The 19,210-nt window shown below is 66.7% G+C and carries 14 protein-coding genes and 1 tRNA gene; 9 read left to right on the top strand and 6 right to left on the bottom strand.

Annotated features, from left to right (window positions below; translation table 11 throughout):
- Positions 1-211: 211 nt before the first annotated feature.
- The gene (locus WJU27_RS15750; RefSeq protein ID WP_020162992.1) at positions 212-2,221 is read right to left on the bottom strand and encodes a UvrD-helicase domain-containing protein; all 2,010 of its coding nucleotides are present in this window, start codon (positions 2,219-2,221) and stop codon (positions 212-214) included.
- 126 nt (positions 2,222-2,347) lie between these two features.
- Between WJU27_RS15750 and WJU27_RS15745 the strand changes: the two genes are divergently transcribed.
- Positions 2,348-4,675: a Tex family protein gene (locus WJU27_RS15745; RefSeq protein WP_341422682.1), complete on the top strand. Its 2,328-nt coding sequence runs from the start codon at positions 2,348-2,350 to the stop codon at positions 4,673-4,675.
- Positions 4,676-4,996: 321 nt separating this feature from the next.
- Here the strand turns inward: WJU27_RS15745 and WJU27_RS15740 are convergent, their stop codons facing one another.
- Complete coding sequence (locus WJU27_RS15740; protein ID WP_341422681.1) at positions 4,997-5,677, bottom strand: DUF4197 domain-containing protein; 681 nt, start codon at positions 5,675-5,677, stop codon at positions 4,997-4,999.
- Between the two features lie 35 nt (positions 5,678-5,712).
- Between WJU27_RS15740 and WJU27_RS15735 the strand changes: the two genes are divergently transcribed.
- Genes WJU27_RS15735 through WJU27_RS15715 form a run of 5 tightly spaced genes read left to right on the top strand, consistent with a single transcriptional unit; the run spans position 5,713 to position 11,465 of the window.
- Positions 5,713-6,216 carry a TlpA disulfide reductase family protein gene (locus tag WJU27_RS15735; RefSeq protein WP_341422680.1) on the top strand — a complete coding sequence of 168 codons (504 nt, stop codon included), beginning with the start codon at positions 5,713-5,715 and terminating at the stop codon, positions 6,214-6,216.
- 8 nt (positions 6,217-6,224) lie between these two features.
- A complete protein-coding gene (locus tag WJU27_RS15730) occupies positions 6,225-7,451 on the top strand; it encodes an efflux RND transporter periplasmic adaptor subunit (RefSeq protein ID WP_020162996.1) in 1,227 nt (408 codons plus the stop codon).
- A gap of 2 nt (positions 7,452-7,453) precedes the next feature.
- Positions 7,454-8,677 (top strand): ABC transporter permease, encoded by a 1,224-nt coding sequence (locus WJU27_RS15725; protein WP_304028668.1) that lies wholly within the window; start codon positions 7,454-7,456, stop codon positions 8,675-8,677.
- 10 nt (positions 8,678-8,687) lie between these two features.
- Positions 8,688-9,374, top strand: a complete 687-nt coding sequence (locus WJU27_RS15720; protein WP_341422679.1) for an ABC transporter ATP-binding protein — start codon at positions 8,688-8,690, stop codon at positions 9,372-9,374.
- Between the two features lie 57 nt (positions 9,375-9,431).
- Positions 9,432-11,465, top strand: a complete 2,034-nt coding sequence (locus WJU27_RS15715) for a site-specific recombinase (RefSeq protein WP_341422678.1) — start codon at positions 9,432-9,434, stop codon at positions 11,463-11,465.
- Positions 11,466-11,474: 9 nt separating this feature from the next.
- Here WJU27_RS15715 and WJU27_RS15710 read toward each other — a convergent pair whose 3' ends face one another.
- On the bottom strand, positions 11,475-12,521 hold the full coding sequence (locus WJU27_RS15710) for an NYN domain-containing protein (RefSeq protein WP_341422677.1): 1,047 nt from the start codon (positions 12,519-12,521) through the stop codon (positions 11,475-11,477).
- A 394-nt stretch (positions 12,522-12,915) separates the two neighbouring features.
- On the opposite strand from WJU27_RS15710, the gene WJU27_RS15705 reads away from it, so the two are divergent.
- On the top strand, positions 12,916-13,860 hold the full coding sequence (locus tag WJU27_RS15705) for an IS110 family transposase (RefSeq protein ID WP_341422684.1): 945 nt from the start codon (positions 12,916-12,918) through the stop codon (positions 13,858-13,860).
- Positions 13,861-14,008: 148 nt separating this feature from the next.
- Here the strand turns inward: WJU27_RS15705 and WJU27_RS15700 are convergent, their stop codons facing one another.
- On the bottom strand, positions 14,009-15,016 hold the full coding sequence (locus WJU27_RS15700; RefSeq protein ID WP_020163001.1) for a DUF6976 family protein: 1,008 nt from the start codon (positions 15,014-15,016) through the stop codon (positions 14,009-14,011).
- A gap of 17 nt (positions 15,017-15,033) precedes the next feature.
- Positions 15,034-15,768 carry a hypothetical protein gene (locus WJU27_RS15695; protein WP_296807861.1) on the bottom strand — a complete coding sequence of 245 codons (735 nt, stop codon included), beginning with the start codon at positions 15,766-15,768 and terminating at the stop codon, positions 15,034-15,036.
- A gap of 683 nt (positions 15,769-16,451) precedes the next feature.
- Between WJU27_RS15695 and WJU27_RS15690 the strand changes: the two genes are divergently transcribed.
- Positions 16,452-16,895, top strand: a complete 444-nt coding sequence (locus WJU27_RS15690) for a hypothetical protein (RefSeq protein ID WP_341422676.1) — start codon at positions 16,452-16,454, stop codon at positions 16,893-16,895.
- A 362-nt stretch (positions 16,896-17,257) separates the two neighbouring features.
- On the opposite strand, the gene WJU27_RS15685 is transcribed toward WJU27_RS15690, so the two are convergent.
- Positions 17,258-17,342: transfer RNA gene (locus tag WJU27_RS15685), tRNA-Leu, on the bottom strand.
- A 74-nt stretch (positions 17,343-17,416) separates the two neighbouring features.
- Between WJU27_RS15685 and WJU27_RS15680 the strand changes: the two genes are divergently transcribed.
- A complete protein-coding gene (locus WJU27_RS15680; protein ID WP_341422683.1) occupies positions 17,417-19,138 on the top strand; it encodes an ABC transporter transmembrane domain-containing protein in 1,722 nt (573 codons plus the stop codon).
- The last annotated feature ends 72 nt before the right edge of the window (positions 19,139-19,210 follow it).

The following is a 19,210-nucleotide window of genomic DNA, read 5'->3' as shown; positions in this document are numbered from 1 at the left end:
TTTGGCGTTCTCCGATCCGGCAAACCTTTCGACCCAACCGCTCACGGGGTTTGACTCGGATAACAGTATCTACAGGGGTGGTGCGCCCTATCCACGGCCCTGAGCGCGGGACGGGGTTCTGTGGGAGAGGTCTTCTGACCCCGACAGCGGCCTGGATCGGAGCCCGCTGTCTGTAGCGACCGCCTCGCGCGCGAAGTGAGCGCGACGCCGGTCAGCCGCCCGCCGGCCCCTTGCCTGCCAGCAGTGCTTTCATCGCCTCCAGCCGCGCGACGTTGGTGGCGCGGTCTTCGGCGGTCGGGGCGGCACCGTCCTTCTTCGGCCGCTGCACGTCCTCGCCCATTTCGGCGATGAAGCGCGATGGCTCGCAGTCGCGCGATTCGCGGCCGCTTTTGCGCCGTTCGCAGTGACTCAGCGTCAGCGTGCGCTGGGCGCGGGTGATGCCGACGTACATGAGCCGTCGCTCTTCCTCGATCTTGCCGCCGTCGATGGACTCGCGGTGCGGCAGGATGCCTTCCTCCAGGCCGATCAGGAACACGTGCTTGTACTCCAGGCCCTTCGACGCGTGCAGCGTCGATAGCTGCACCGCGTCGCGTTCCTCGCCGTCGTCGCGCTTGTCCAGCATGGTGATCAGCGCGACGGTCTGCGTCAGCTCCATCAGCGTCTTGCCGTCCTCCTCGCCCTTGCGGCCCATCCAGTCGACGAACTCGCGCACATTGTTCCAGCGCGTTTCCGCCTCCTTCGGCTCGAACTGTTCGAACAGCCAGGTTTCGTAGCCGATGCCGCGCAGCAGGTCTTCAAGCAGGAGGCGCGGCGCCTCGGTGCGGGCGCGCCACTCCAGCCGGTTGATGAAGTCGCCGAATTCGCGCAGCGGGGTCAGCGCCCGTGCCGGCAGCGCCTGCTCGGCACCGGTTTCGAACATCGCCGCGAACAGGCCGATGTGGCGCTCGCCGGCGTAACGGCCGAGCGCTTCGAGACTCATGCCGCCGATGCCGCGCTTGGGCGTCGTCACCGCGCGGATGAAGGCCGGGTCGTCGTCGCCGTTGGCGATCAACCGCAGATAGGCCATCACGTCCTTGATCTCGGCGCGATCGAAGAAGGACTGGCCGCCGCTGATGACGTAGGGAATCTTCTGCTCGCGCAGCGCCGTCTCGATCACCCGCGCCTGGTGGTTGCCGCGGTAGAGCACCGCGTAGTCGCTGAACTTGCCGCGGTGTTCGAACTTGTGCGAGGCGATGCGCATGGCCACGCACTCGCCCTCGTGCTCGGCGTCGCGCGCCACCATCAGCGTGATCGGGTCGCCGCGGCCCATGTCGGACCACAGCTTCTTGTCGAACAGCTTTTCGTTGCGCGCGATCAGCGTGTTGGCGGCCGACAGGATGCGCTGCATCGAACGGTAGTTCTGTTCGAGCTTGATCACTTTGAGCTTCGGGTAGTCGGTCTGCAGATTGCGCAGATTCTCGACATCGGCGCCGCGCCACGCATAGATGGCCTGGTCGTCGTCGCCGACCGCGGTGAAGGCGCCGCGATGGCCGGCCAGCAGCTTGACGATCTGGTACTGGCAGCTGTTGGTGTCCTGGTACTCATCGATCAGCAGATAGCGCAGCCGGCGCTGCCAGCGTTCGAGCAGTTCTTCGTCGCTGGCGAGCAGGCGCGCCGGGATGCCGATCAGGTCGTCGAAATCGACCGCCTGGTAGGCGCGCAGCGTGCGCTCGTATTCCTCGTAGACGCGGGCGGCCAGCGCCTCCATCTCGTCGGCGGCGTGCGAAGCGGCGGCCGACGGCGGCAGCATGGCGTTCTTCCAGCCGGATATGCGCGACACCAGCGCGCGCAGCCGCGACTTCTCGGTTTCCTTCGAAATGTCGGACACGATGGCGGTCGCATCCGACGAATCGAGTATCGAGAAGGCGGGCTTCAGCCCGGCCGCCTTCGCTTCGGTGCGCAGCATCTTCACGCCCAGTGCGTGAAAGGTGGAAATGTTGAGCTGCTTGCCGGCACGGCCTTCCAGCAGGTGCGAGGCGCGCTCCTGCATTTCCTTGGCCGCTTTGTTGGTGAAGGTGATGGCCGCGATGTTGCGCGGATCGAAGCCGCACTCCTGCACCAGATAGGCGATCTTGCGCGTGATGACGCGGGTCTTGCCCGAGCCGGCACCGGCCAGCACCAGAAGCGGGCCGTCGAGATACTTCACCGCCTCGCGCTGAGGCGCGTTCATGTCGGACAGCATGGGATGCAGTCACCGCCCGGACGGGCAGCGCACCAATCGATGGAGTGCCGGGATTGTACCGGCTTGCGGCATGCGCCCCGCGTGGGTATGGTTCGCGCCTTCGCCAGCCGTTCCTGCCTGTCTCACATGCTCCCACCGATCGAACAGCGGCTCGCCGCAGAACTGGGCGCACGCCCGCAACAGATCAACGCCGCCGTCGCCCTGCTGGACGAAGGCGCGACCGTGCCCTTCATTTCGCGCTACCGCAAGGAAGCCACCGGCGGTCTCGACGACACCCAGCTGCGCCTGCTCGAAGAGCGCCTCGGCTATCTGCGCGAGTTGGAAGAGCGCCGCGTCGCGGTGATCGCCAGCATCGACGAACAGGGCAAGCTCACGCCGGCGCTGCGCGCCGAGATCGAGAACGCCGACAGCAAGCAGCGGCTGGAGGATCTGTACCTGCCTTACAAGCAGAAGCGCCGCACCAAGGCGCAGATCGCGCGCGAAGCCGGCATCGAGCCGCTGGCCGACGCGCTGCTCGCCGATCCGACGCTGACCCCGGACGTCGAAGCCGCGAAGTTCCTGAACGCCGAAGCCGGCTTCGCGGACGCCAAGGCGGTGCTCGATGGCGCGCGGCAGATCCTGATGGAGCGCTTCGCCGAGAGCGCCGAGCTGGTCGGCGCGCTGCGCGACTACGTGACCGAACACGGCGTGGTCGTCGCCACCGTGGCCGACGGCAAGGACAACGACGCCGAGGCGGCCAAGTTCCGCGACTACTTCGCCTACCGCGAAAAGCTGGCCGACATTCCGTCGCACCGCGCGCTGGCGCTGTTCCGCGGTCGCAACGAAGAGGCGCTGCGGGTGAAGCTGGCGCTGGACACCGCCCCGGAAGACGGCAGCCGCTCGCCCGAACCCAATCCCTGCGAACGTCGCGTCATGACGCACGCCGGCATCCGCGACCAGGGCCGTGCCGCCGACCGCTGGCTGATCGATACCGCGCGCTGGACCTGGAGCGTCAAGCTGTCGGTGCATATCGAACTCGACCTGATGGGCGAGCTGCGCAGCCGTGCCGAACTGGAGGCGATCCGCGTGTTCGCCAAGAACCTGAAGGACTTGCTGCTGGCCGCACCGGCCGGCCCGCGCGTCACCATGGGCCTGGACCCCGGCATCCGCACCGGCGTGAAAGTGGCCGTGGTCGACGCCACCGGCAAGCTGGTCGACACCGCCACCATCTACCCGCACGAACCGCGTCGCGACTGGGACGGCTCGCTGCACACGCTGTCCGCACTGGCGCAGAAGCACGGCGTGCAGCTGATCGCCATCGGCAACGGCACGGCCAGCCGTGAAACCGACAAGCTGGCGGCTGACCTGATCAAGCTGAAGCCGGAACTGGCGATGACCAAGATCGTCGTGTCGGAAGCGGGTGCTTCGGTGTATTCGGCGTCGGAACTGGCGGCGAAGGAATTCCCGGGCCTCGACGTGAGCCTGCGCGGCGCGGTGTCGATCGCCCGCCGGCTGCAGGACCCGCTGGCCGAACTGGTAAAGATAGACCCCAAGGCCATCGGCGTCGGCCAGTACCAGCACGACGTGAGCCAGACCAAGCTGGCGCGCTCGCTTGACGCGGTGGTCGAGGACTGCGTGAACGCCGTCGGCGTGGACGTGAATACTGCGTCCGCCCCGCTGCTGGCGCGCATTTCCGGTCTGAACTCGACGCTGGCGCAGAACATCGTCGCCCATCGCGACGCGCACGGCGCCTTCCCGTCGCGCAAGGCCCTGCTGTCGGTGCCGCGCCTCGGCGACAAGACTTTCGAACAGTGCGCCGGCTTCCTGCGCATCATGAATGGCGACAATCCGCTGGATGCTTCGGCGGTACACCCGGAAGCCTATCCGGTGGTCGAGCGCATCCTGGCCGACGTGCAGAAGAAGGCGCGCGAACTGATCGGCGACGCCGCCACGGTGAAGAAGCTGTCCGCGCAGAAATACACCGACGAACGCTTCGGCCTGCCAACGGTGCAGGACATCCTGCGCGAGCTCGAAAAGCCGGGCCGCGACCCGCGGCCGGAGTTCAGGACGGCGAGTTTCCGCGACGGCGTCGAGGACATGAAGGACCTCGAACCCGGCATGCAGCTCGAAGGCGTGGTGACCAACGTGACCAACTTCGGCGCCTTCGTCGACATCGGCGTGCACCAGGACGGGCTGGTGCATGTGTCGGCCATCGCGAATCGCTTCGTCAAGGACCCCGCCGAGGTGGTGAAGGCGGGCGACATCGTCAAGGTGAAGGTGGTCGAGGTCGACCTGGCACGCAAACGCATCGCGCTGACCATGCGGCTGGGCGACGAAGTGGTGAGGAAGCCGGCTGGCGGAAGCCGTGACAGCCGCGGCGCCCGCCCCGACCCGCGGGCAATGGCGAAGGCCAAGGAAGCGCCGGCTGCCAACAACGCGCTGGCCGCGGCATTCGCGAAGGCCGCGAAGCGCTGAGGGTGGCGCAGGCGCGAGACATCCGCGAGCGCCGACTGGATCGAAGCCGGCGACTCGCAGCAGCCGCGTCGCGGCCAAAGCCGCTCCCACTGGGACGGCGCTCATCGCTCGCGGGGCGGGGGGCTTGTGGGAGGGGTCTTCTGACCCCGACAGCGGCCTGGATCGAAGCCGCCGGACTGCAACCGCCGCGTCGCGGCCAAAGCCGCTCCCACAGGGATAGTGCCGGACCTTTAGCTGGAGCCGGGGTTGTGTGGGAGCGAGCTTGCTCGCGATTGCGGCGCCGAACAGGGCCGCTATCGCAAGAGACTGCGCAGACCGCGCCTAGCGCAGCGCGCCGAACACCTTCTTCGCCAGGCTGCCGGCAGCGCCGACCGGGTTCTTGCGGATTGCCTTCTCCTCTTCGGCCACCATCGTGAACAGGCCGTCCAGCGTCTTCTGCGTGACGTAGTTGTCGAGGTCGGCGTCTTCTTTGCTGATCACGCCGTACTGCGCGCCCTTGGACGCGAACTTCTCGTAGGTCTTGGCCAGGCCCACCTTGTCCATCGCCTTCTGCACGATGGGCTTGAAGCGCTCCTTCAGCTGGGCCGAGGTCTTGCCCTTGAAGTATTCGGTGCCCGCCGTGTCGCCGCCGGTCAGAATCTTCTTCGCGTCCTCGACGCTCATCTCCTTGACCGCGCCGACCAGCAGGTCCTTCGCTTCCGGTACCGCCGCCTCGGCGGCACGGTTCATCGCGGTGATCAGTTCGTCGGCCTGCTTCTTCATGCCGAAGGTGCGCATCAGCTTTTCCGCCTGACGCAGGCCGTCCGGCATCGGAATCTTCACCTTGGCGTTCTTCAGGAAGCCGTCCTGCTTGCCCAGCAGGTCGACAGCCTTCGACGCCCCCTGGGTCAGCGCCTCCTTCAGGCCACCACCGGCGTCCTTGTCCGACAGGTCGGACAGTGACAGTGCCCACACCTGGGTGCACATGACAAGACACGCCACAAAACCGACAATCGCACGCATGGTCGAAGCCCTCTGTGTTTGAACGAATGAAGATTATGGATCGCAAATGGGTATCACCGTTAGTGTTGCTGGCGCTGATTGCAGTGGTGTGGCTGCTGCGCGGCGCCGGTCATCCGGAGCAGGTGCCGGCACTGCAGGTCGCGCTGCTCGACGGTGGCCAGATCGACCTCGGTCACGCCGATGGAAAAGTGCGTCTGGTGAACTTCTGGTCCACCTCCTGCGGCCCCTGCATCAAGGGCATGCCTGGTCTGGCGGACACCCATCGCCGGCATGCCGCGCGCGGTTTCGAAGTGGTGGCGGTCGCCATGTCCTACGACGCGCCGAGCCATGTGCAGGATTTCGCGCAGCGCGAAAAGCTGCCGTTTCGCGTAGGCTTCGACCCGGTCGGCGCCCTTGATCGCGGCTTCGGCGGCATCCGCGCGACGCCGACCAGCTTCCTCGTCGACCGCGATGGCCGCATCGTCAAACGCATCATCGGTAACCCGGATCACAGACAGCTCGACGCGCTGATCGACACACTGCTCCCGCCCGCTTCCTGACCCCTTCAATGAAAACCCGTCACCTGATCGCACTGCTGCTGGCCGCAGCGGTGCTCGTCGCATGGCTGTTCTGGCCGCGCGGCATCGCCGTCGATGTCGTCAAGGTCGAGCGTTCGCCACTGACCCAGAGCGTGGTCGCCACCGGCCGCATCGCCACACCGTCGCGCATCGAACTGGGCACGCAGATCACTGCCATCATCGACGAGGTGACCGTGCGCGAGGGCGCGGCGGTCAAGGCGGGTGATCTGCTTGTGCGGCTGCGGGCGACCGACGCCGACGCGGCGGTCGAACAGGCGCGCTCGCAGATCGCCGAAGCGCAGGCGCGTTTCACCCAGCTCGACGCGGTCGGCCTGCCGGTGGCCGAACAGGCGGTGAAGCAGGCGGAAGCGAATCTGCGCGTGGCCGAGGCCGAGTATCAGCGCGCGCAGGCGCTGGTGGCGCAGCAGTTCTTCTCGCCGTCGAAACTCGATGAGGCGGCGCGCCAGCTCGACACCGCGCGCGCCCAGCTGCGCACCGCGCAGGCGCAGCGCGACGCCAACACGCCGCGCGGTGCCGAGCGCGTCAGCGCCCAGGCGCGGCTGGCGCAGGCGCATGCGGCGCTCGAATCTGCACAGGCACGGCGCGACCTGCTGACGCTGCGCGCGCCGGTCGATGCGCTGGTGATCGCGCGCGACGCCGAGCCGGGCGACGTCGCCCAGGCCGGCCGCGCGCTGCTGACGCTGGCCGAGAATGGCGAAACGCGCATCTACGCGACGCTGGACGAAAAGAACCTGCGCTATCTGCGGCTCGACGCGCGCGCCCAGGCGGTGGCCGACGCCTTCCCCGGCCAGCCCTTCGATGCCGTCGTCTATTACCTGTCGCCGGCCATCGACGCCCAGCGCGGCACGGTCGAAGTGCGGCTGCGCGTGACTGAGCCGCCCGCCTTCCTGCGGCCGGACATGACGGTGTCGGTCGAGGTGGTGATCGGTCGCAAGGAGCAGGCGCTGTCGCTGCCGCTGGAGGCGGTGCGCGAGGTCGACAGCGCGGCGCCCTGGGTGCTGGTCGCGCGCGACGGCACGGCGGCGAAGCTGCCGGTGAAGATCGGCCTGCGCGGCGTCGGTCGCGTCGAAATCACCGACGGACTGGCCGAAGGCGACGTCGCCATCATGCCGGCCGGCGGTGCGCTCGATGGCGATCGCATCCGCATCAAGCCGGCGCGCGGCGCGCCGGGCCCGACGCCCAATCTCGGCCGCTGACGATGGCGCGGCCCAAGCTTCCGTTCGAGTTCCTGGTCGCGCTGCGCTTCCTGCGCGAGGGGCGCATGCAGACCGCGCTCATCCTGCTCGGCGTGACCGGCGGCGTCGCCGTCATCGTGTTCCTGTCGCAGCTGATATCGCAGCTGCAGGCCACCATCATCGACCGCGTGCTGGGCAGTCAGGCGCACGTCGTGATGCGGCCGCTGGAGGAAGTGAATCTGCGTGCTTCGACCGACCCGGCCAGCTCCGTGCTGATCGAGCCGCGCGCGCAGCGCCTGCGTTCGATCGACCAGTGGGAAGCGATGGTGAAGCTGGCCGAAGCACAGCCGCGGGTGGTCGCGGTGTCGCCAGTGGTGAGCGGGCCGGCCTTCGCGCTGCGCGGACGCGCCAGCAAGTCGGTCGCGCTGGTCGGCGTCGAGCCCGACCGCTATCGCCGCATCGTCAAGATGGACACGTATATGACGCGCGGGCAGTTTCAGGTCGACGGCACGAACGCCATCATCGGCATCGAACTGGCGAAGGATCTCGGCGTCACGGTGGGCGACAAGATGTTCCTGCGCGCTGCCGGCGGTCGCGACGAACTGCTGCAGATCACCGGCCTGTTCGACATCGGCAACAAGGACCTGAACCGGCGCTGGGTGTTCACGACGATGAAGCTGGCGCAGTCGCTGCTCGACCTGCCGGGTGGCGTGTCGAACATCGACATCACGGTGGCCGACATCTTCGACGCGCAGGAGGTGAGCGAACGGCTGCAGGCCGGCAGCGGCCTGACGGTCGAAAGCTGGATGACCACCAACTCGCAGCTGCTGGCCGCGCTGCGCAACCAGACCGTATCGAACAACCTGATCCGCGGCTTCGTCATCGTCATCGTGGCGCTCGGCATATCGAGCGTGCTGGTGGTGAGCGTGGTGCAGAAGCAGAAGGAGATCGGCATCCTGCGCGCGATGGGCACCAGTTCTAACCGCGTGATGGGCATCTTCCTGCTGCAGGGCGGGCTGGTCGGTTTCGTCGGCGCGTTGTCCGGCGTCGGCCTTGCCTGGGGGCTGCTGCAGTTCTTCTCCAGCGTCTATCGCACCGGCGATGGCGCGCCGCTGTTCCAGCCGCAGCTCGATACCGGCATCGCGCTGTCGGCGGCGCTGATCGCGCTGGTGGTCGGCGTGCTGGCGGCGCTGATTCCGGCGCGGCGCGCGGCCAAGATGGACCCGGTGCAGGCGATTCGTGCATGAGGCGCGGCGCATGAACGCCATCGTATCGCTGCGGGGTCTGCGCAAGTCCTATGGCATCGGCACGCCGGTGGAAACCGAAGTGCTGCACGGACTCGATTTCGAACTGGCCGAAGGCGAGTTCTGTGCGCTGATCGGCCCCAGCGGCTCCGGCAAGAGCACGCTGCTCAACCTGATCGGTCTGCTCGAACGCCCGACCTCGGGCGATCTCGCGATTGCCGGCACCGAGACGCGCGGCCTGAGCGAACAGGCGCTGACCGTGCTCCGCGGCCGTCATATCGGCTTCGTATTCCAGTTCCATCATCTGCTGCCGGCCTTCAGCGCGCTGGAAAATGTCATGATGCCGTCCATCATCGAGCACGGCATTGCCACCGCGCAGGCGGAGGCGGTGGCCTTCGACCTGCTGGATCGCGTCGGCCTGAAGGGGCACGAGCACAAGAAGGCCAATCAGATGTCGGGCGGGCAGCAGCAGCGGGTGGCGATCGCGCGCGCTTTGTCACTGTCGCCGCGGCTGATACTGGCCGATGAACCGACCGGAAATCTGGACACTCACACGGCGGATGATATTTTTGCGCTGCTGCGCGAATTCAATCGCGAACGCGGCAGCGCCTGCCTCATCGTGACGCACGACCCGCGGCTGGCGGCGCGCTGCGACCGCCGCATCGAACTGGTCGATGGCCGCATCGCCCGCGGCGACTGAACGCCGCGCGGGGCGACGCGCCGACCCCGATCCACATTCCGCTATTCCGCTTCGATCATGACGACACACAGCACTGCCTACGTCGCCGAACTGACTGCGCTGCTCGAAGAGGTGGCGCGCCACACCAACGACACCACCGGCGAGCGGCTTGCCCGGTTGATCACGCTGATGCGCCCCGGACGACGCGACGGCGTCGAGGTTGCCGAGTCGCGTTTCCGCGCGCTGCTGCGCCTGCTCGGTGCGCGAGCGGAACTGGCGAGCGCGCTGTCAGCCCATCTGAACGCGGTGCTTGCCGCGCGCATGCATCGCACGCTGTACGCCGAATCCGGCGTGCTCGCCAACCAGGGTTTCTTCAGCGGACTGAGCAGTCGCCTGCTCGGCCGCATGCTGCCGCCAGCGGTCGATGCCGACTTCCTGCGCGACCTGTTCAGCGAGGTGTTCGACGACGCCGGCGATGGCGAATGGATGAGCGCCATTCCGCGCGAGGACTGGCAGATGCTGTTCGATCTGTTGCAGGTGACCGGCGACGCCTTCGCGCCGGCGCGTCGCCAGATCCGGCACGAGCTGTTCGAAGCGATGCGCATGGCGTCGCACCGGCTGGCGGCGCTCGGCATGGAGCCGGCGTTGCTGCGCTATCTGCCGGCGCTGGCGCGGCACGAGTCGCCCTTCCTCGCGCAGAGCGACGAGGTGCGCGCTTTCATCGCCCGCCACACCGACAGCGACGAGGTGCTGCCGCACGACGGCCACCTCGAAGTGCTGCTTGACCAGTGCGTGAGCTATGTCGATACGATCCGGCGCCGTTCGCGCGAGGCGGGCGTCGGCGTGAACCTGGTGTTCGTGCTGGCGCGCATCGAACAGATCGTCGCCCGGCTGCGTCTGCTGCGCATGCTGGTGCTGCCCGATCCGGCCGTCGATGCGCCGACCCTGCGCGCCCGCGCGATCGATTTCTTCCTCTGCCTGGTGCGCCAGGAAACCCGCCGCAACAGCGTGCGCGACCTGTTCTCGGGTACCACCGAACTGCTGGCGCGGCGCGTGACCGAACAGGCGAGCAAGTCGGGCGAGCACTACGTGACCGAAAGTCGCAGCGAGTTCTTCGGCATGTTCCGCGCCGCCGCCGGCGCCGGCCTGATCATCGCCTGCATGGCGCTGATCAAGATACTGACCGGCAAGCTGGGTCTGCCGCCGGTGTGGCTGGCGGTTGTCCATAGCCTGGACTACGGCCTCGGCTTCGTGCTGATCCACATCCTGCACCTGACCGTTGCCACCAAGCAGCCGGCGATGACGGCCGCCACGCTGGCCGCCGCGCTCGACGGCAAGCAGAACCGCGACGCGCGCCTTGGCGTGCTGGCGGATCTGGCCGCCCAGGTCAGCCGCACGCAGTGGATATCGATCGCCGGCAATGTGTCGATCGGCTTCCTGACCGCGATGTCGATTGCGATGGTCGGCGGCACCTTCCTCGACTGGCACCCGGTCGATCCGGTCAAGGGCGCGCACCTGCTGCACGACCTGAATCCGCTGCTCAGCCTGGCTATTCCGCACGCGGCGATCGCCGGCGTCTTCCTCTTCCTCAGCGGTCTGATTTCCGGCTACTACGACAACCAGTCGCTGTATCACCGGGTGCCGGAGCGGCTGCGGCGCGTGAAATGGCTGCGCGCGCTGCTGGGTGAAGCGCGACTGAACCGGCTGGCCAACTATGTCGAACACAACCTCGGTGCGCTGATGGGGAATTTCCTGTTCGGCTGCATGCTGGGCAGCACACCCATCATCGGGCAGTTGCTGGGGCTGCCGCTGGACATCCGCCACGTCGCCTTCGCGTCGGCCAATCTCGCCTACGGTACGCATGCGCTCGGCTTCGATCTCGACTGGCACACCATCGCGGTCGGTGCGCTCGGCGTGATGCTGATCGGCCTGACCAACCTCATCGTCAGCTTCAGCCTGGCGATGAAGGTGGCGCTGCGCTCGCGCGGCATCGAGCCCGAAGATACGCGCGGCCTGTCGGTCAAGCTGGCCCGTCGCTTCCTGACGCGGCCGCGCGACTTCTTCTGGCCGCCGCGGCAGGACTCGACCGCCGCCGACGAAGTGCGCAGCTGAGGCCGGCGCTCAGGACTGCGGCGCTTCGCCTTCCGGCTTGCGGGTCCGGCTGCGGCGCGGCGCGCGCGGCTTCGCCGGTTTGGCTTCGGTCGACTCGACCGTCGCTTGCGCGGCTGCGGCGGGCGCTTCGGTCGGCGCGGGCGTCACCGTCTCGGCGGCCGGCTTGGCCTTGCGTTGCGGGCGGCTGCGGCGCGACTTCGCCGGCGCCTCGGTCGCGGCCTCCGGTGCGGCGTCCGGCGCCGGTTCCGGCAACAGTTCGAGCTGCTTGTCGGCCGCACGTTCGATCAGCTGCACCTGTGCCTGACCGTTGTCGCCCTTGCGCAGGCGGAACAGTTCCGGATGGCTTTCCAGCAGGCCGGACAGGCTGGCGTGGCCGTAATCCTTGTGACTGAAGCCGGGTTCGTACTGGCGCACGATCTGGCCGACGCGGCCGATGCCAGCCCAGCCGCTGTCCTCGTCGGTGGCCGACCGGATGCCCTGCGACAGCAGTTCGAGGATCTGCGCGTCCGGCTGCGCGTTGCGCGGCCTGCGCGGTGCCTGTTCGGGGCGCGCGGCGCTGCTGCCGGACGATGCCGCAGGTTTCTTCTTCTGCGCCGAAGCCGGCGGCGACGCGCGCATGTCGTCGGTGAACACGAACTCCTCGCAGGCGCGCTGGAAGGCGACCGGCGTCGTACGGCGGCCGACACCCATCACGAACAGGCCGCTTTCCTGGATGCGGCGGGCAAGCGAAGTGAAGTCCGAATCGCTGGACACGATGCAGAAGCCATCGACCAGGCCGGAGTGCAGCAGGTCCATCGCGTCGATGATCATCGCGCTGTCGGTCGCGTTCTTGCCGCCAACGATGCGGAACTGCTGGATAGGCCGGATCGAGTGGTCCAGCAGATGGGCTTTCCAGCTGGTCATGTTGGGCGAGGTCCAGTCGCCGTAGATGCGGCGCACGGTGACGCGGCCACGCGAGGCGGCGGCAAGCAGGACGGGCTGGATCAGCGAAGGCTGCGCGTTGTCGGCGTCGATGACGAGGGCGAGGCGGCGCGGCTGGGAGGAGGAGTCGTTCATGCGGAATGCGATGCGGGGCGGGAAAGCGGCATGCTACGCCAATCGGCGCCGACCGCGGATCGGTCGAGGGTTCTGTGGGAGGGGTCTTGACCCCGACGGCGCCCTTAATCGAAGTGCAGCTGCCGCGTCGCGGCCGAGGCCGCTTGTATGTTCTGCCCTGGCAAGCGTAGGAATAGCTTGTCGGGCGGAGGGACCGAGCTCGGATCTGACGGCAAGCACGTACAGACAGTGGGAGAGATGTCCCGCCCTCACCCCAAGCACCCATCAGGAATCCATCGGACCGCGTTACCGCGCGGTACCGTCCATACCCTGCAAGCCAGTGCTGTGGTGAATCCCGACAAGCCTTTTGAACCTTAGTCGGGAGGGCCCCATCGTGACAAGTCAGAACGAGGCAGTGTGCTTTGGCATCGATATCTCCAAGCATTGGCTGGACATCGCCGAGCACCCCAGCGCGCAGGTGACGCGCATCGACAACACCGCTGCGGCCGTCCGCGGCTGGTTGCGCACGCTGCCGAGTGGTGCCCAGCGCATCGCCTGCGAATCGACCGGCAGCTATCACTGCACGCTCGTCGAGTTGCTCATCAAGGCCGGACATCAGGTGTTTCTGATCGACGGCTTCAAGCTGTCCAGGTACCGCGACACCGTGGGTCAGCGCGCCAAGACCGATCGGCACGACGCACGCCTGATCGCCCGCTACCTCGCGCACGAGGGCACGGATCTGCGCCCCTTCTCGCTCCCGGCCCCCGCGGTCACCGAACTGCGCAGCCTGCTGCGTCGGCGCGCCACCGTGGTGCGCAGCCTGGGTCGCATCCGTCAGAGCATGGAAGATCTGCCCGGCTTTGGTCGCGAAGTGCGTGTGGCTCTCGCGCGGCTCACCGCCTTGATCAAACGGTTCGAACAGCGCATCGCCTCGCTGATCAACGAGAGCAGATGGACTGAACCGTACCGGCGCATCCTGAAGATCGAAGGCGTCGGCGCGCTCACCGCCGCTGGCCTGTGCGCGGCGTTCCATCGCGCTCCCTTCAGCGGTGCGGACGCCTTCATCGCCTTCCTTGGCATGGACGTCAGCGTGCGCGACTCGGGCAAGAAGACCGGACGCCGTGCGCTGAGCAAGAAGGGTGACTCGGAGATGCGCCGCCTGCTCTACAACGCCGCCATGGCGGCCAGCAGATCCACGACCTGGCAGCCGTTCTACCAGCGCATGCTCCAGCGCGGATTCAGCCGCACCCAGGCGCTGGTTGCGCTGGCAAGAAAACTCGCTCGCGTTGCCTTCTCTCTGATGAAGAACGCGGCCGACTATGTCCCGAAACAACACGAAAACGCTTGCGGCGGAACATAGAATCTCCCACAGGAGGTGCCTCCGGCCCGCAGCCCGCACGCGGACAACGGTTCTGTGGGAGGGGTCTCGACCCCGACGGCGGTCTCAATCGAAGCCCGCTTTCTGCGGCGGCCGCGCCGCTGCCAAGGCCGCTCCCACAAGAGCGCTCTCAGCCCTCGATGGTCAGGTAGACCAGCGTCTGGTTCAGCAGTTGGTAAGCCACTTCGCCGAAGGTCATCGGGCCGAGCATAGCCGGCACGCGCTTGCCTTCGAGCTCGCTGTACAGATAGTTCAGCACGCAGTTGCAGCTGAAGCCTATCGGGCCGGTCTGCCCGGGCAGCGCGGTGTGGAAGGCGCTCACGTAGTCCGGCACCGGCGCCGCGAAGCGGTATTCGATGTCGTCGAACACCGGCGCGTAGAAATCGACCGTGCCCTTGTTGGCATCGACCGACTTGATGCTCACGTTGATCATCGCGCCGCTGTAGTCGGCCACCAGCGGCAGCTTGGTGTCGATCGCGCGCGAACTCACGTACTGCGCGAAGTTACCCGGCTGGCCGTTGATCAGGCAGTCGGTTGCGCTGAATCCCTTGGCCGGGAAGCGGATGCGGTCGCCTTCGCCCTGTGTGAACAGGTTGATGATGTCGATCTGTGCGTACTTGTTCTCGGGCAGCGGGACGTGCATGACCAGTGCGCGCTCGCCATCGAATTCCAGTGTCTCGCCGTTGACCACCAGCGGGCTGGCGCGACCGAGATCCGACAGGTGAATGCCGGAGATCCAGCCGACCAGCGGCTTCAGGTACATGTCCTCGTAGCCCGGCGCGTTGCGTGCGAACAGCGAATGCACGGCCGAAAACGCCGGCATCACGATGATGGAAAAGCCGTTCTCCGGCGCGTCGGCGCAGACGCGTTCGAGGCTGATCTGGTCGTAGAAGCGGATCATCGGCAGGCCGTTGATCACCGGCACCTGCGCGACGTAGAGCTGGTCGCGCGTGGTGACGCCGCCGTCCTGGCCCATGAAGTAGGGAATGGTGCCGCCTATCCAGTGGCCGCGCGGCAGTTGGCGCAGCAGCGCCTCGTCGCCGGCGACGCTGAAATGACCGCCGCCGCGGATCAGGGCCGTCGCCTCGGACAGCCCCATCATGCGTCCGCTCACGGCGGACGTGTTCTGAGTGGTCATGTAGGTCCGTCCGGGAATCAGTGCGTGCGCAGTTGCGCCAGTTCGTGGCCGAGCATGCGGGCGTTCTTGACGAAATAGCGGTGCAGTTCGCGCAGCTTCAGCATGCGCACCTCGTCGTCGGTGATCACCTCCATCTGGCTGCGCAGTCGCGTCATCAGCAGCTTCAGGCTGAGGGCGCGGATGTCGATGTCGCGCTGGCCCTCGATCAGCTGCAGCCAGACCGGATCGGCAACGTCGGGAATATCGTCGTCGGACGCAGCGGCCGGCGGCGCACCGGGATCAGCCGCGGGCTGTATCGCTGCCGCGGCGGATGCCTTCGACGGCTCGGCGATCGCCGCCTTGCCCTGGTCGAGCGCGAACTTGAATTTCCACAGTTCCTGCAGCGGAATGCCGGTGATGGCACAGATGCCGTTCAGCGAAACACCCTCGTTGAACAGTGCGAACACCTGTTTGGACAGCGCCTGCGAGAAGGGCATGTCGGCCGGGCCGGCCCACGGCAGCGAGCTGAGATCGGCGTTGGGCGGGGCCAGCACGCGCAGATGACAGCGCCAGCCGGCGAGATCGATGTGACGCCAGACGCGCTCGGCCGCTTCCGGCTCCTGCTTGCGCGCCAGGCCGAACCAGCCGCGCTGAACTTCAAGGCCTATCCATGCGTCGATGCGGCGGGCACCCGGATCGAAACGGAAATCGCGTACCGTCCACGGTTCGTTCAACTGCAGCAAGCGTCCCAGCAGGACCTTGTCCAACGCCATCGCTGTCTCCTTCTCCGACCTCGTCCGCCTCCCGCTCGTAGTCAGGAAGTCTTGATTTGGGTTGATTGGCTCGGAATTGCGACGCGCATAGTAACAAAGCGCGCGAACAGGCAGCAGCGCACTGCAGCACGGTAAGCTGCGGCCACTTCGATGACATGGAGTTTTCCCGATCCTGACGGTTCGGGATGAGCACCGGAAGGTGCCCATTCCTCAGCACGCACCCAATCGCACCCGTGAGCATAAGCTGGGGATGAGAAACGCATAGTTGTGATTCTCGATCCAGGCGATGAATCTTGGCTAAACTCAATTTTGACTGAGGCCGCAAGGTGGATGAATCCTTACGCAGCGGAGCTACTTATTGCAGAACCTGCACCTCGGAACGGTGTGCCCAGCTGGGACATTTATGATTGGCCTGTAGGCCCAAGTGCACAACAACCATCGGGGGCGGCTCGCGTTTGTATTCGCTAAAAGAGTTTATTAATCGCAAGTGGGCATGGGCAAATCAAAAGAAGCTCCCGTGGGTTCATTTGGTGCTGCTTGCGGGTACGGTGCTCAGCATTGCTTACCCAGGCCCGTCGGATTTCCGCTTAAGGGCATGGGGCGGCGCCCTTCAGCTCATTGGTCTTGTCACTGTTTGGTATGACCTAAGCTCCGTAAGACGAGCGTACGGGCAGCCGGGGTGGGTGAAGGGAACCTTGGATTGGCTAAAGGCGGGACTTTTCGGTGCGTCGGTAACGCTCGTTGTCGGGAGCGCGAAGATCCGCTGGAGTACCTCAGCGCCAAGAGTAACCCAGCGTGTCAGGGCGCCGGATGGTGCAACGCTAGATCGGCGGATCGTTGCGCTTGAGGCCAATTTCCAAAAACTAGATCAAGAATTGGGCGATGCGCTTAGTTTGATCGGAAAGGCGCGCCGCGATGCTCAATCAAACCTTGAAAGAGAACGCGAAGATTGGAAGGCGGCTGACGCAGCCGTGGCTAAGCAGCTAAGTGATGCAGTTGTCGGGAATCACGCCGTGCTCTCGGCCGGTGTGGTCTGGCTGGCGTTCGGTGTTGTATTCGCAACATTCGCCCCGGAGATCGTGAAGGTACTGGCAGGTAATTGGCGCGCTGTATGGGCTGCGGTGTAGGGGCACCCTCGCGCGGTCGTGCGCAAGTCTTCCTCGGAGTATGTTTAAGCCTCTCCCCTTTCTCCCGCACAGTCGAAACCCTTGCCTCGTCGCTCAGGCGCGGCGCCGTTTCATGGGATGCGATACGCCCGATAGCTTTCGGACGTGCGGATCGAGTCCCGGAGCTTGTTAGCGGGGAACGCGGATTGAACGTCTTTGGGAACTGTGTGGTGACGCGATAGCTCGCGCCGTGCCGCTCAATGGTCGGCTTAGGCATGTCAGACTTCATCCTGAAATCATAGCTGGTCTTCCCAGCTAACTTCCCGGACGACTTCCGAAAACGTTTAAGGGATCAAAGCCTTAGGAGCATCAAAGGCTTAAGATGGTGCGCGGAGAGAGACTCGAACTCTCACGCCTTGCGGCACTGCCCCCTCAAGACAGCGCGTCTACCAATTTCGCCACCCGCGCACTTGGGTAGGGGCGCGAATATACAACAAAAAGGATGATTCTGCGTGAGTGATTTACGTCGTGCCCGGCAGGTGATGTGGGAACTGGTGAAGCCGCACCGCGGCCGTCTGGCGCTGGCGGCGCTCGGTCTGGTGCTGGCCGCCAGTTCGGCGCTGGCGCTCGGCCAGGGTCTGCGCAGCGTGATCGACCAGGGCTTCGCCGCCGGCGATCCGCAGTGGCTGGACCGCGCGCTGGCCGGCACGCTGGGGCTGGTCGTGCTGCTGGCCGGCGCGACCTGGCTGCGCTTCTACAATGTTTCGTGGCTGGGCGAACGGGTCGCGGCCGACCTGCGCACGCGGGTGTACGCCCACCTGCTTACGCTGCCGCCCTCCTTCTTCGAAGCCGGGCGTACCGGCGAGGTCATTTCCAGACTGACCAACGATACCGCGCAGATCGAGAACGTTGTCGGCTCGACCCTGTCGATCGCGCTGCGCAACACGCTGATGCTGGCCGGCGGCCTGGTCATGCTGGGGCTCACCAGCGGCCGGCTGACGCTGCTGGTGCTGGCCGGCGTGCCGGTGGTGGTGGCGCCCATCGTCATCTTCGGCCGTCGCGTGCGTGGGCTGTCGCGCGAGCGACAGGCACGGGTGGCTGACCTCGGTACCCATGTGGATGAGAGCGTGCACGCCATCCGCATCGTGCAGGCCTGCGGTCACGAGGCGGCCGACCGCACGCATTTTGCGGCGCTGGTCGAGCGCAGCTTCGACACTGGCGTGCGCCGCTACCGCCACACGGCGGTGATGATCGTCATGGTCATCCTGCTGGTGTTCGGCTCGGTTGCCCTCATCCTGTGGGTGGGCGGCCATGACGTGCTGGCCGGGCGCCTCAGCGCCGGCGAACTGTCGGCCTTCGTGTTCTACGCCGCGATCGTCGCCAGTTCGGTCGGTGCGCTGTCCGAGGTATGGGGCGAACTGCAGCGCGCCGCCGGCGCTACCGAGCGCCTGATCGAACTGCTGGACACGCAGCCGGACATCGCCGCGCCGGCCGACCCGCAGCCGCTGCCGCAGCCACCGCGAGGCGACATCGCCTTCCGCGGCGTGCGCTTCTGCTATCCGAGCCGACCGGACATTCCGGCGCTGGACCGCTTCGATCTGACGGTACGCGCCGGCGAGACGGTGGCGCTGGTCGGGCCGTCGGGCGCCGGCAAGTCCACGCTGTTCCAGCTGCTGCTGCGCTTCTACGATCCTCAGGCCGGCAGCGTCGAGATCGACGGCGTGCCGCTGGCGCAGGCCGACCCGGCCGCCGTGCGCGCGCGCATCGCGCTGGTGCCGCAGGAAGCGGTCATCTTCGCCGCCAGCGTGGCCGACAACGTGCGCTACGCGCGACCCGAGGCGAGCGACGACGAGGTCCGCGCCGCCTGCGAGGCGGCCTTTGCCGACGCCTTCATCCGTCAGCTGCCCGGCGGCTATGACAGCCCGCTCGGCGAACGCGGCGTGCGGCTATCCGGCGGCCAGCGTCAGCGGCTCGCGATCGCGCGTGCCATCCTCGCCGACAGGCCCATCCTGCTGCTGGACGAAGCCACCTCGGCGCTCGACGCGGAGAGCGAGCGCATGGTGCAGGCCGCACTGGCGCCGTTGATGGCCAGCCGTACCACGCTGGTGGTGGCGCACCGCCTGGCTACCGTTCAGCGCGCCGACCGCATCATCGTGCTCGACCACGGCCACGCCATCGAATCCGGCACCCACGCAGAACTGCTGGCGCGCAACGGCCTGTACGCGCAGCTGGCGCGGCTGCAGTTCATCGACGACGGCGCTTGAGAAAAAAATGGAGCGCACGCGGCGCTCCATCAAGCACCCGGCCGCGCCCGGGTCAGCGGGGCACTTGGGCGT

The organism is Methyloversatilis sp. NSM2 (assembly GCF_038066675.1).
Lineage (GTDB): Bacteria > Pseudomonadota > Gammaproteobacteria > Burkholderiales > Rhodocyclaceae > Methyloversatilis > Methyloversatilis discipulorum_A.
This window is presented reverse-complemented; position numbering and strand designations above follow the sequence as displayed.